Annotated in this window: 10 protein-coding genes and 2 tRNA genes; 6 read left to right on the forward strand and 6 right to left on the reverse strand. The window is 48.3% G+C overall.

The window, feature by feature from the left end:
• Positions 1 to 46: 46 nt before the first annotated feature.
• From HHO50_RS00925 to HHO50_RS00940, 4 genes are all read right to left on the reverse strand, one after another.
• A complete protein-coding gene (locus HHO50_RS00925) occupies positions 47 to 1429 on the reverse strand; it encodes a sigma-54 dependent transcriptional regulator (protein ID WP_181304132.1) in 1383 nt (460 codons plus the stop codon).
• A gap of 519 nt (positions 1430 to 1948) precedes the next feature.
• Entirely contained in the window at positions 1949 to 4021 is a 2073-nt protein-coding gene (locus HHO50_RS00930; RefSeq protein WP_181304133.1) for a response regulator, read from the reverse strand.
• Positions 4022 to 4769: 748 nt separating this feature from the next.
• Positions 4770 to 4842: transfer RNA gene (locus HHO50_RS00935), tRNA-Lys, on the reverse strand.
• A 67-nt stretch (positions 4843 to 4909) separates the two neighbouring features.
• Positions 4910 to 4982: transfer RNA gene (locus HHO50_RS00940), tRNA-Lys, on the reverse strand.
• A gap of 138 nt (positions 4983 to 5120) precedes the next feature.
• Here HHO50_RS00940 and HHO50_RS00945 point away from each other — a divergent pair.
• Positions 5121 to 5816, forward strand: a complete 696-nt coding sequence (locus HHO50_RS00945) for an SH3 domain-containing protein (RefSeq protein ID WP_255478544.1) — start codon at positions 5121 to 5123, stop codon at positions 5814 to 5816.
• Between the two features lie 345 nt (positions 5817 to 6161).
• On the opposite strand, the gene HHO50_RS00950 is transcribed toward HHO50_RS00945, so the two are convergent.
• Entirely contained in the window at positions 6162 to 6968 is an 807-nt protein-coding gene (locus HHO50_RS00950; protein WP_181304135.1) for an SDR family oxidoreductase, read from the reverse strand.
• Between the two features lie 461 nt (positions 6969 to 7429).
• On the opposite strand from HHO50_RS00950, the gene rlmD reads away from it, so the two are divergent.
• The 3 genes from rlmD to HHO50_RS00965 all read left to right on the forward strand — a co-directional run bounded on the left by rlmD (position 7430) and on the right by HHO50_RS00965 (position 9694).
• On the forward strand, positions 7430 to 8845 hold the full coding sequence (rlmD, locus tag HHO50_RS00955) for a 23S rRNA (uracil(1939)-C(5))-methyltransferase RlmD (RefSeq protein ID WP_370457509.1): 1416 nt from the start codon (positions 7430 to 7432) through the stop codon (positions 8843 to 8845).
• Positions 8846 to 8986: 141 nt separating this feature from the next.
• On the forward strand, positions 8987 to 9355 hold the full coding sequence (locus HHO50_RS00960; RefSeq protein ID WP_181304136.1) for a hypothetical protein: 369 nt from the start codon (positions 8987 to 8989) through the stop codon (positions 9353 to 9355).
• A gap of 9 nt (positions 9356 to 9364) precedes the next feature.
• The gene (locus HHO50_RS00965; protein ID WP_181304137.1) at positions 9365 to 9694 is read left to right on the forward strand and encodes a low molecular weight protein tyrosine phosphatase family protein; all 330 of its coding nucleotides are present in this window, start codon (positions 9365 to 9367) and stop codon (positions 9692 to 9694) included.
• A 108-nt stretch (positions 9695 to 9802) separates the two neighbouring features.
• Here HHO50_RS00965 and thiL read toward each other — a convergent pair whose 3' ends face one another.
• A complete protein-coding gene (gene thiL / locus HHO50_RS00970) occupies positions 9803 to 10831 on the reverse strand; it encodes a thiamine-phosphate kinase (RefSeq protein WP_181304138.1) in 1029 nt (342 codons plus the stop codon).
• A 201-nt stretch (positions 10832 to 11032) separates the two neighbouring features.
• Here thiL and HHO50_RS00975 point away from each other — a divergent pair, with 201 nt between their 5' ends.
• Both HHO50_RS00975 and HHO50_RS00980 read left to right on the forward strand, forming a co-directional pair.
• Positions 11033 to 11614, forward strand: coding sequence for a TetR/AcrR family transcriptional regulator (locus HHO50_RS00975; protein ID WP_255478545.1), 582 nt, complete (start codon positions 11033 to 11035; stop codon positions 11612 to 11614).
• Between the two features lie 229 nt (positions 11615 to 11843).
• The gene (locus HHO50_RS00980; protein ID WP_181304139.1) at positions 11844 to 12479 is read left to right on the forward strand and encodes a hypothetical protein; all 636 of its coding nucleotides are present in this window, start codon (positions 11844 to 11846) and stop codon (positions 12477 to 12479) included.
• The last annotated feature ends 314 nt before the right edge of the window (positions 12480 to 12793 follow it).

A 12793-nucleotide genomic window follows, 5' to 3' on the forward strand; every position in this document is an offset into this window, starting at 1 on the left:
GTCATTTTATTTAGCAGATTAGAAAGCCCCACTGACATCTATCGCCTTACTGGAATTTCTTCTGTTCAGGGACAAGCACGTCTCCTTTTTGAATCATTCTGTAAATAGTGGATTTCCCTACTTTGAGTTTCTCTGCTACGTAGACAACATTATAGTTGTACTTATCTAAATACTTCTGAACCGTCTCATAGATGTATTCATCTAGCGTTTTTTCTTCTGAAGAGGCTGCCGTAACAGTTTTCTGCAGTTGAATATCATCACTTGTCACAAGTTTTGAATCAGATAACACAGCGGCTAGCTCCACAACTGCCTTTAACTCCCGCACATTGCCCGGGTATTGGTGGCTTAAAAGCTTTTTCTGCGCATCAGAACTAAACGTTTTCTCTTCTAAATCATTCTGGGAGCAGAAGTCTTTTAGAACCCTGTTGGCAATCAACAAGATATCATGTCCCCTTTCTCGTAGTGGCGGTAAATGAATCTGGATGCCAAGCAATCGGTAGAATAAATCCTCTCTAAAGTTACCTTTCTTTACTTCGTCCAATAAATTCCGGTGGGTAGCAGTAATGATTCTGACATCTACGGGAATACTTTTGTTAGACCCCACTGGGGTTACCTCCCTTTCCTGTAAAACCCGCAACAGCTTGGATTGCAGGTGAAAACTCATCTCCCCAATCTCATCCAGGAAGAGGGTGCCTCCGTTGGCCTCTTCAAACTTACCTACCCTGCGGGCCGTGGCACCGGTAAAAGCTCCTTTCTCATGCCCAAAGAGTTCACTTTCCAACAACTCAGAGGGCAGCGCAGCAATGTTCACCGCTACAAAGGGCATCTTTGATCTTTTAGAGTTCAGGTGAATGGCTTTCGCGATCAGTTCTTTCCCTGTTCCGGTTTCGCCGGTAACCGTAACGTTAATGTTATTTGCGGCGGCTTTTTCAACTAAATGGTACACCTTTTTGATGGGCTCAGAAGACCCCACCAACTCACTTCCCAAGGTATACTTTTGGTTAACCTCTTTCCGGAGTACCTCTATCTCTTGCTTGAGCGTTCTATTATGCTTGATTTTCTCAACGATGCTCCAAAGCCGGTCTTTGGTTTCCTCGTTTTTGACAATATAGTCATAGGCTCCCATCTTCATGAGACTTACGGCCTTTCTGATGTCTTCCTGACCAGAGATGATGATAATGTATGAATTGGGGCTCTTTTCCAGGATTTGCCGCAAAACCTCCTCACCTGAGACAGAAGGTAAGTGATAGTCTAGCGTGATGATGGTGGGAGATTCTGATAAACGGCCCAAAAACTCATCTACGGAGTTGAAAACCTCCACCTGATGATCTGGGTTAGTGGACAGATGGTAACTTAAGAACTGTGAGTACCAAAGATCATCTTCCAGCACAAAGATTTTTGCAGAAGAGTCATTTTGCAAACTAGACATGGAAACCGAAAATAAATATTAGATAAAAGCAATTAACTACCTTCTACCGCCAATTTAAGAAAGTATTTGGACAATAGTTAATTGTACCCGCACGTTACTGTCTCTATTTACCAGTAGTGGCATGCAGAATATTTATCCGTTTATTCGTTCAAAGAAACTATACTTACTGGATTCCCCAACTTCTAGTTGTCATTTCATCCGATAAACTCTTGAGTATGAAATCCTTTAGAGCAGTAGACAGAAAATTATATAAAAAGTTGGAGGATCGGCTTTGGCTCAGGAAGTACAGGCAAAGAGAAATTTTAAAAATATTGTATTTCCTGCAATCCCTTCAAATTATGCCAGCGCTCAAAACATGACTTTCTCGCCAGCGCGTTTAAGCCTCACTCTAGGTAAAACAGTTAGAAATCGATTTACAAGCGTACACGTTAACTACGTTCTAGTAGGGGCAGTACTTCTGCACAGGATTGCTTCACAAGAAAAGCAACTCTCTGCAGAAGTGCAATGCAGTACACTCCCCTACGTTTTGGCTAGGACCTTTTTAGAGTTTACGTGTTGAAGTACCTTGTTAAATAGGTCTTGGGGAACAAAGGGCTTTGTTAAGTAATCATTTACCCCAGCTTCCAGAATTCTTTTACGCTCTTCTTCACTGGCATTGGCCGTCAACGCAATTACGGGCAAGCTATACCCGGCTTCACGCAATCTGGAAACGGTTTGGAAGCCATCTAAATGAGGCATATACAGATCCATTAGCACTAGGTCATACTTTGTAGAATCTATCTTTGACAACGCCGACAGCCCGTCATCTGCAGTCTCTACTTCTGCGTGCCAGTTGGTAAGGAGCTTTGTGGCCACGGTCTTGTTTATGTCATTGTCATCCACCACCAGAATCTTTACTCCCCTCAGTTTGGTGCATGGGATCTTATTGCCTCCAATCTTGGGAAGGGTGACCAAAGAAGACTGCGGCTTAACAAACCTTAACCGGACGCTAAACGAGGAACCTTCTCCTGGCACGCTTTTTAACTGGATAGCCCCTTTGTGAAGATCCACCAGGTTTTTGGTGATAGACAGGCCTAGTCCGGTACCACCGTATTGTCTGTGGGTAGAGGTGCTTGCCTGGGTAAAGCTTTCAAATATACTGCTTTGCTTGTCTACTGGTATACCAATACCGGTATCTGAGACGGTAAAGTCTAACACCCATTCCTGGCTGTTTTGATAGACCACGTCTACCCCTAATTTCACAGAACCGTGCTCAGTGAATTTGATGGCGTTACTTAACAAGTTATTCAGAATCTGCATCAATCTCACAGGGTCACCGGCTACTTCGGCGGGCGTGCGCGGATCAATGGCAAGGTCAAAGTTGATTCTCTTTTCCATTGAGCGCAAGCAAAGCGCCTGGTGAGTGTTCTTGAGCAGATCTTTTAAATGGAAGTTCACCTTTTCTAACTCAACTTTGCCGGCCTCCATCTTAGAGTAATCAAGCGTATTGTTGATTAAGGCAAGCAAGTTCTGAGAAGAGAAATGAATGGAGTTCAGGTTTTGCTTATGCTCCTCTTTCAAACCATTCTCCTGCAACAGAAGATAGGTTAATCCCATAATGGCATTGAGAGGAGTCCTGATTTCGTGACTCATATAGGAAATAAACTCCGCCTTGCGTTGGGTGGCATGTTCTGCTACCACCTTTTCTGCCATCAGAGCCCTTTCTTTCTCAACGTGTTCTGTCACATTCTGGATAGCACCTACCAGCTTAGAGACCTTTGCGTTTTTTACAACAGCCTTCCCCTTCACTCTTAGCCAGGAAGAATCATCCCCGCTTGGCACTTCTACCAAACAGTTTAGTTCTTCCCCATCTATTATCAAGTTATCCCAGGCTTGGGCCAATCTTACCTGGCTTTCTTTGGTGAGGAACGGCATGAAAGAATCAAAGTCCTCTAGTGTGATAGAAGCGGGAATCCCAAGCAGTTCATACACATACTCTGTGCAGAAGAACGCCTCCGTCTCAACTGAATACTCCCAGAAACCAGCCTCCAGCAAAGAGCTCGCCTCTGCGCTCAAGGCACCTGCCCGTTGCCGATTACTTAAGTTTTCATCTGGTGTGTCGGGCAACCGCACCCTGTCTACGGCCTTTGGCAAAGACCTAACAGGAACAGCATTGTCGCTTTCGTATTTTTGCAGGCAGTAAGGTGCCGGAATATTTAATGTGGCGTGCACTTTGGTTGCTTCTTTGTTTACAATCTTACCTCTTACAGAAGTATCCCTAAAAACATAAAAACCATGAACCGAGGTAGAAATATCCTGGAAAGATGCTCCCAAACCTATTGACTCACTCACCCCTATCATCCTTCTCTTCCAAAGCTTATCTGTAGAAAGAGACAACAAGGCCATACCCTGCTCTTTGGTTAAATCAACCATAGCCCTAAAGAATCGCTTCAGGGCATTTAAGGAAAGAAAGGAAGGAGAAATCCCGAAAATGGTGTCTACCTCCTCTAATTGCTTAGAATTCCAAGAATCTGTAGCAGAACTTGTGAATTGCAGGGCCTGCCACTCATTCATACTGCGAGATTCATTTACGGTGATGGGAGCAGACTTCATAAACAACACATTTATTTATTCCTTGTTCAAATATACAATAAAATATTAGTTCTGTTATTTTTTTGCATATTAATTTGAATTAAAGACTAGGAAAGCTATGGTTTTTCAGCTATTTCAAGCCTTTAATATTAAAAAATTTATATTAACATAACACCCAATATAAAGCTTCCCTGTATTTCAGTTTGAAATATTTGTTTCTATCTGCTCGTTTGCCTTGAATTATTGCGATCTTTCGTCTTTAATGCGCGCTAGCTTTAACAATTCAACAAAGATTATATTAAAGTATTACCTTAAGCCTTCCTTGTGGAAGTACGCCAAAGCTCAATTGTGAATTTTAGTTGACTTTTCAAGAGTTAGGGGCACTTCAAGCACCAGGGCAACCGCGCCTTCAAAGTTTAACCTCTTCTCTCCTGAAAGCTACCCAAAGGGCCTGGCTTCGGCGAACCCTTATAAACGGTACCGGCACAAAAGGTTTCACTTATCTCTGTCTAAAAGTAGAGTTTATGTTAAAGCCTGTTTAAGCTTTGGCTTTTGCGCGGCAAACGGCCATAGAGAGAACCTGCGTTCGCACTATTATCACCTTCGTAGCGCTGGCAGGCAGCTCGCAAAACGCTTCCGCAGAACCTTGCCCTGGCCATTTTCGCCCGCAAACCTGATATTTGAACATTCTCTGCGCGCCGAGTTTCCAATGTACTGGAGTAGCCTAAACAAAAAAGCCTCTTATTCCAAGAATAAGAGGCTTCAGAAGTGATCCCGCTGGGATTCGAACCCAGGACCCATACATTAAAAGTGTATTGCTCTACCAGCTGAGCTACAGAATCATGACTTAAGAGAAGGCGGTAAAAAAAGCCTTTCCGGGGATTAACCGGAAAGGCTTTGGTGATCAAGTGATCCCGCTGGGATTCGAACCCAGGACCCATACATTAAAAGTGTATTGCTCTACCAGCTGAGCTACAGAATCTTTTTACTACCTTTGCTTGGAAGGGCGTTCCCCTTATTTGCGATGCAAAAGTATAATCGCTTTCTGTAAATGCCAAACATTTTCCGCAAATTCTGTCTGCTTTTTTGTGTTCTCTGCTTCTTCTGGACACAACCTGTTATGGCTCAATCTCCTACTGCGGCACTGGCGCAGGCAGATTCTTTGTTCAACCAGCACAGCTACACCCAGGCGCTGAGAATTTATGAGCAATTGCTTTCGCAGAAGCGCATTTATTCTCCGCAGATGCTTCTGAAAATGGCCTACATCCATGAAGGCCTGCAGCAATACACCCAGTCCATGCATTACCTGCAGCTGTTTTACAGCAAACACCCCAGCAGGTCTGTGTTAAGGAAAATGGAAGAAGTGGGGCTGCAGCAGCACCTTTCCGGCTATGAGTATACTGACTGGAACTTCTTTAAAACCCAGTTCTATAAATATTATACCCAGATCTTGGAGCTACTGTTGGTGGGGGCCGCCGTCTCCCTTACCCTGCTTCTTATGCGGTGGTCTAAACATAAGACCATTAGTACCCAAGCAAAAGCCGGGTTTCTGATTTACCTGGGTTTCCTCTTCTACTTCGCCAACTACCTGAACTTAGACCAACAAGGCATTATCCAAAACAGCAACGTTCCTATCATGACGGCACCCTCGGCCGGCGCAGGGTTAGTGGCCACGGTGGGCACAGGCCATAAAGTCAACATTCTGGGCGAACAGGACATCTGGTACCGCATTGAGTGGAACGACCAAACCGCTTACATCCGAAAAAACAATCTATTGCTTCTGCCCCAGCCTTTGAGTGGCAAAGACTTGTTCTAGGCAATGTAGGCGGCCCACGCGTTTCCGGCCCGTTTTCCGGAAAAGTGCCTTGAAACAGGGGCCAAGGATAAAGCCAGAAATAATCCTGCCTTCCTTGCTCTGCTTACTTGCTTACTGCCCTTCGGTAGAAAGCCTCATCCCCAACCCCCCTGACGCGTTTAGAGCCTGTTTTACGGAAAACAGGCTCTAAACGCGGAAACCTGTAAGGTCTTGGAGACCTCACAGGTGTAGATAGTACTGGCGCGAGACTCCAGTCTCGTGACAAAGGATGAAGCGAGTCTCCAGACTCGCCGGGAACCACCAGCACGATGGCGCAACGTCAGTTACTTAAAAACAGAACAGCCGTTACTTAAACGGAGAGTCCGGTTCTTTCTTCATGTGGTTGTACACCAGTTTGTCGGTGAGGCCAGGCAGCCACTTGCTTAGGAACACGGTTAGCTTTCCCTGCCCAGTCATGACCAGTTCGCGGCGGCGTTTGCGGGCACCTTCCAGGATAAGGTCAGCCACTTGTTCAGAACTCATCATCTTTCCTTCCTCCCGCGGAGACTCGCCTTGTGGGCGGCCATCGGCGGCGAGGGCGGTGTTCCGGATATTGGAGGCGGTAAACCCGGGGCAGGCGATCATGACGTGAAGCCCTTGGTGCAGCGTCTCGGTGCGCAAAGCTCCCAGGAAACCCTGCATGGCAAACTTGGAAGCCGAGTAACCGGTACGGCCCGGCAGCCCCTGGTAACCGGCAATGGAAGAAACCCCTATCACCGACCCCTTGCTTTTAAGAAGGTACGGCAACGCGTATTTGGTGCAGTACACGGTTCCCCAGAAGTTGATGTCCATGAGTTGCCGGATCACGTCCAGTTCCACGTCCTGAAAAAGTGCCCGCATACTAATACCGGCATTGTTCAGCATCACGTCAATGGTGCCGTAACGGGCTACGGTCTCCTCAATCAACCGGCGGCAATCGGCCTCTATGCTCACATCGCCGGTCACGGCAAGGTAATCCACTCCGGCGGAAGCCAGCTCCTGCCCTACTTCGTTCAGTTTCTGGGTATTCCGGGCCGAAATCACTACCTTTCCGCCCGCTTTCCCGAAGGCCAGGGCACAGGCCCTTCCAATTCCGGAGGAACCACCGGTGATGATGATCACTTTATTCTTCATGTTCTGCTGCTTCTTTTGACGGCACCGCTGCCTAGGCAAAAGTACAAGAAGTTTCGGTATCCAACTTTCCTGAACGGGCTTTCACCTGATATACGTTGCTTTAAGAGCTTGTTTACATTTGAGGTTTGCAGGCGAAAACGGCCAGAGAAAGGTTCTGCGGAAGCATTTTTTGAGTAGCGTAGCAGCGCTACGGTGCGACTCAACCGCGAACGCAGGTTCTTTTTAGGATTGTTTGCAGCGCAAAGATGAAATGTAAACAAGCTCTAAGCCCAATTTTCTAAAAGTAGACCTAAAACAGGGCGTAGTAACGCAATCCAGTGCCTGAAGAGGTTATCGCTCCATCCGGAAACCCGTTCAAAGTAGGTTTCTGTTTTAGGGCTGCTTTTTAGAAAAGACCGCTAAAACGCCAATTACATTGACAAGGCGGCTGTGCAGAGTTTTCTTTGTAATTTTGCGGCATCGTGAGAAGACACAAGAAAAGAAAAAGCAAATACAACATCCTTCCCCAGTTGCGGGTGGAGGAGATGGCCGCCGAGGGCAAGTGCCTGGCCCGGTATGAGAACCTAGTGGTTTTTATCTCAGACGTAGCACCCGGCGATGTGGTGGACGTGCGCGTGACCAAGGAGAAAAAGAACTTTCTGGAAGGCGTTCCCGTCCATTTCCATGCGTATTCAGACCTCCGGACACAGCCTTTCTGCGAGCATTTTGGCGTGTGCGGTGGCTGCAAATGGCAGCACATTCCGTATGACACCCAGCTGTTCTTTAAGCAGAAACAGGTAAACGACAACATAGAGCGCATTGGCAGGATCAAAGGCCATGAGATGCTCCCTATTCTGCCGTCTAAGCGGGTGAGTTTCTACCGCAACAAGCTGGAATTCACTTTTTCAGACAACGCGTGGCTTACCAAAGAACAGATTGACAGCGGCGAAGAGCTGGACAGACGGGCCCTGGGCTTCCATATTCCGTTGCGTTTCGATAAGATTGTAGACCTGCGGCACTGTTACCTGCAGCCAGCCCCGTCCAATGAGATCAGGCTGGCCGTGAAACAGTACGCGCTGGAGCACAACCTCCCGTTTTTTGACTTAGTGAAGCAAGAGGGCTTTTTACGCAACCTCATCATTAGAACCGCCAACACCGGCGACCTGATGGTGATTGTACAAGTCTTCCAGGACAGGTTGGAATGGCTTCAGCCTTTGCTGGATTATCTGTTGCAGGAATTCCCGCAGATTACCTCGCTGCAGTACGTGGTCAACAGCAAAGGCAACGAGACGTTCCATGACCTGGAGGTGGTGTGCTACCACGGCGAGCCGTACATTCATGAACAGATGGAAGGCCTGCGTTTCAGGGTAGGGCCGAAGTCTTTTTACCAGACCAATTCAGAGCAAGCCTATAATCTGTACAAACTGACGCGGGAATTCGCGTTGCTAAACGGCACCGAGACGGTCTATGACCTGTACACCGGGGCGGGCACCATTGCCAACTTCGTGGCGCGGTCTGCGGCGCAGGTGGTGGGCATTGAGTACGTGGCCAGTGCCATAGAAGACGCCAAAATCAACTCGCAGATCAACGACATCTCCAACACGCACTTCTACGCCGGCGACATGAAAGACGTGCTCACCCATGAGCTTTTCGCCCAACATGGCCGCCCTGATGTGATCATCACAGATCCGCCCCGCGCCGGGATGCACCCAGATGTGGTGAAGAAACTGCTGGAGGTGAAAGCCAACCGCATTGTCTACGTAAGCTGCAACCCGTCTACCCAAGCCCGTGACCTGGAGATGCTTTCAGAATTGTATGATGTGGTGAAGATCCAACCGGTAGATATGTTCCCGCAAACCTACCACGTAGAAAGCGTGGCGCTGCTTACGTTGAAATAAAGACCTCACCGCCTAACTACTCTCCCGTGGAAGGGGAGCTTGGCTTGATGCGGTTTAGGCCTGATTTTCAAAAAACAGGGTTAAAACGCATCAATTTTTGAAATTTGCACGTGCTACCTGATACGCACTACCTGATACTTTATGCAAAACGATCCAGAACTGAACGGTAAATATTTGGGCACCATCACCAAAGACTTTGTGCAGGTGTCTGACACGCTAAAAGAAGCTTCTTACCTCATCCGGAAGCGGGACATTTCCAAGTACCCCATCTTCGTGTTCTCCAAGGAAGTCACCCAGATAGGCGGCCTCCTCATTGCCGCCGAGGAGCGCGACCTGGACTGGAACATCAACGCTTCTTACCTGGAAGATTTTGTGGGGCGTAATTTGGTGCAGGAAGACAAAGCAGAAGATTTCCACCAGGCCTACCGCGATGCCGACGAATACTGCTGCCTTTTTGTGATTGACCGCGATTTCATGAACTTTGTGTTTGTGCCCTACCCAGAGGATTAACCCGCTTACATGAACATCCTCTTCGTTTGCAGCCGAAATCAGTGGCGCAGCCCAACGGCTGAAAAAATCTTCCAGGGATATTCAGGCCACAACTTCAGGTCGGCAGGCACTTCAGACAGCGCCCGCATCAAAATCTCCACGAAGCTGCTAGCGTGGGCCGATCTGATTTTGGTGATGGAGAAAAACCACAAGCAGATTCTCGTTTCAAAATACGGTGCAGCTGCCCGAAACAAAGAGATACAAGTGCTGGACATCCCTGATGACTACGCTTACCTGGATGCAGAACTGGTGGCCATGCTGGAAGCGTCTGTCACCCCGTTCTTAGGAATTGACGCTTAGAAGGTGGGGGGCAATCATGGCGTTTAAAGCTCGTTTTCATCAAACAGCCCTAAAAAGCAGAAGCGCCCGACACTTGCCGGGCGCTTCTGCTTTTTAAGTCCATACAGATTAACCGAAATGATTCCAGCCCTGTGCTTTGACAGGAAACGTATTGCCGCTTGGCGTTACCAGACGAACTCCTTCCCCGGCATCAGTGATGTTCCCGATGATGGTGATGTCTGGGTGGTTTCTAATTTTATCAAAGTCCGCCATTTTCACGGTAAAGAGCAGTTCATAGTCTTCGCCACCGTTTAAGATACAGGTCACCGGATCTAGTTTGAATTCCTCGGCGGTTTCCAAGGTCTGCTGGTCGGCGGGAAGTTTGTCCTGGTAGATGGCGGCCCCTACCCGGCTTTGGGAGCAGATGTGCAGCAACTCAGAACCTAATCCGTCAGAGATGTCAATCATGGCCGTTGGGTGAACGCCCAACTCTTTCAACTCATGGATCACGTCCATGCGGGCTTCCGGTCTCAGTTGGCGGCCAATCACGTAGTCTTTGCCTTCCAACTCGGGCTGGGTCTCTGGATCTGCCAGGAAAGCCTGTTTCTCGCGTTCCAGCAACTGAAGCCCCAGGTAAGCGCCGCCCAAGTCTCCGGTTACGCAAATAAGATCATTGAGTTGGGCGGTGCTGCGGAGTACGGCTTTCCCTTTCTCTACTTCGCCCAAGGCCGTGATACTGATGACCAAACCGCCGCGTGAGGCAGTAGTATCACCGCCAACCAGATCCACTTTGTAATTTTCGCAGGCTAGGCGCATACCGGCGTACAGTTCCTCAATGGCCTCTACGGTGTAGCGCGCGCCAATGGCCAGGCTCACCACAATCTGGGTTGGGATGGCGTTCATGGCCGCAATATCAGACACGTTCACCGCCACGGCTTTGTAGCCCAGGTGCTTCAAGGGGCAGAACGTCAGGTCAAAGTGTACGTTCTCCACCAGCATATCTGAGGTGACCACAATCTGCTTCTGTCCGGGCTCCAGCACGGCGGCATCATCGCCAATGCCTACCACCGTTGAGGTCTGTTTGATTTCTATATTTTCCTGCAGGCGGCGAATCAAACCAAACTCGCCCAAAGTATCTAAAGAGGTATATTCTGACATTTTAATCTTCTTATGGTAGTTTTTCCCCTAAAATTATAGGAGATATACGTTTTCGTCTTATTTTTAGAAAAACTTGCCTAAAACGCAAAGATAGCTTTTCCGCGACACCTTTCACACCACGTTAGATGGCAGGTGTAGGCGGCAAAGTTAATTTGCTAACAGGCGTTCGCATTAGTAGCTTTGATTGTAAACAGTACCTCTATGTCCAGCACCCCAATGTCGCGTAAAGAACAGATAGACCAAGTCGCCACTTCCCTTTTCAAATCCAGGGGCTTCGCCGCCACCACCATGCGTGATCTTGCGCTGGAACTGGGGATTGAAGCCGGAAGTCTTTATTCGCACATCAAGTCAAAGGAAGATATTCTGCAGCGCGTCTGCTTTAAAATGGCCGATGAGTTCAATGCTGCCTTCAACGAGGTAAAGAACCAGGATGTGCCCGCCGGCGAAAAACTACGCCTGGCCGTGGCGGCGCACGTGCGGGTATTGACCAAGAATCCGCAGGCAGCGGGCGTTTTCCTGAACGAGTGGCGCCACCTGAGCGAGCCCTCACTGAGCAAATTCCATGACATGCGTTTCCAGTACGAAGAAAGTCTGCGGGAGATTGTACGGGAAGGCATCGCCAACGGCGAGTTTAAGGTGACTGATGAGAAATTCGTGGTTCTCACGCTCCTCTCCAGCCTGAACTGGCTGCACATGTGGTACAAACCCGAAGGCAAGATGAGCCCAGACGAGATTGCGGAGTTCCTTTCCAACCTGTTGCTCAACGGGCTGAAAAACTTCTAACCAACTGCTTTGGGGGAGGCCCTATACTTTTGCGGTTTTTTGGGCGTTTTTTGGGGAACGCTGCTAAAACTACCTGCTTTTTCTTCTAAAACAGGAGAAATGGCAAACGTGTGCTGGCGCGTTGTAACGGGAAAGGGAGCTGTTACGTTTGCAGGGTGTCTGCCTTTGGATAAGGGGCGGCGCGCATGCAACTAACAGGTTCCCGCCTGTCTCCATTACACCAGAAATCATGAAAAAAAGTATCTTCTTTGGACTATCTGTGGCGTTGATCATGAGCTTGGCGGGCTGCTCCAAAGATTCTGGCAGGTCTGGGCCGCTTGCCCGCCCCATTTCCAATGAACAGTTAAAGCAGAAACTCACCGTTCTTTCAGACACCCTTACCGGTAAATGGAACGTGATGATGCGGAGCGACAGCATGAAAACCGAGCAGATGGAAGAAATGCTGGCCGCCATTCCGCCAGGGGCCATAGAAGCCCAGAAGCGCGCCGACCTACAACAGGCCATCCGTCGTCTGCAAACACTTCGGTATGACCGCAACTCAGTCCGTGACTCAGACCGAATTGATGCCTATGATGCCGCCCAAGATTCGGTCTGGAATGCCCTACGTGCCTTTTTACCGGCAGACGGCCCTACCGGCGTAGCCCTGGTAGACTCATTGAACCAATCCATTTCAGAACATCAGACGCAAACCATCTTCTACCGGGGCCGCTACGATCAAACCGCCAAAGAATTGAATACACTGCTGCGGCGTTATAAGAAACAGGTGCCAAAACTTGGAAAACCTTATGACACCCTGCAACCGGCCCCCCTTTTCCAGTGGGTAGACAAAGATGCCAAACCTTCTGACGAGGAGGAAGCGCAGTAACTGTTTATCCCCAGAATTCTTAATGCTTAGGATGAACTGATTTTTCCGGTTACACCCCTATTGTATGATTGGTGCACCTTGGAAGGAGACAGTGAAGTACCAAAACACCCCTATCCCTCAGAGGAGAGAAATACGCCTTTGCAGGAGAAGAGGGGCAATACAGCCCCTACTACCAAATCATCTAAAGTATTTTCATCACTAGTTACATACCTCCTGGCGCAAGCGTCCGCTTGCGCCAGATAATCAATAGTAGCAGGTAAATATTATTTGGTATAACCACCCTGCTGCTACTTACATTCCCCAATTCCAGTCTT

The organism is Rufibacter sp. XAAS-G3-1, assembly GCF_013623775.1.
Taxonomy (GTDB): Bacteria; Bacteroidota; Bacteroidia; order Cytophagales; family Hymenobacteraceae; genus Nibribacter.

What these genes read in the sequence shown, in the direction of transcription:
- HHO50_RS00945 (WP_255478544.1), top strand. Translation starts at nt 5,121, where the DNA reads ATGGCTCAATCTCCTACTGCGGCACTGGCGCAGGCAGATTCTTTGTTC.
- HHO50_RS00960 (WP_181304136.1), top strand. Translation starts at nt 8,987, where the DNA reads ATGCAAAACGATCCAGAACTGAACGGTAAATATTTGGGCACCATCACC.
- HHO50_RS00975 (WP_255478545.1), top strand. Translation starts at nt 11,033, where the DNA reads ATGTCCAGCACCCCAATGTCGCGTAAAGAACAGATAGACCAAGTCGCC.
- HHO50_RS00925 (WP_181304132.1), bottom strand. Translation starts at nt 1,429, where the DNA reads ATGTCTAGTTTGCAAAATGACTCTTCTGCAAAAATCTTTGTGCTGGAA.
- HHO50_RS00965 (WP_181304137.1), top strand. Translation starts at nt 9,365, where the DNA reads ATGAACATCCTCTTCGTTTGCAGCCGAAATCAGTGGCGCAGCCCAACG.
- HHO50_RS00980 (WP_181304139.1), top strand. Translation starts at nt 11,844, where the DNA reads ATGAAAAAAAGTATCTTCTTTGGACTATCTGTGGCGTTGATCATGAGC.
- thiL (WP_181304138.1), bottom strand. Translation starts at nt 10,831, where the DNA reads ATGTCAGAATATACCTCTTTAGATACTTTGGGCGAGTTTGGTTTGATT.
- HHO50_RS00930 (WP_181304133.1), bottom strand. Translation starts at nt 4,021, where the DNA reads ATGAAGTCTGCTCCCATCACCGTAAATGAATCTCGCAGTATGAATGAG.
- HHO50_RS00950 (WP_181304135.1), bottom strand. Translation starts at nt 6,968, where the DNA reads ATGAAGAATAAAGTGATCATCATCACCGGTGGTTCCTCCGGAATTGGA.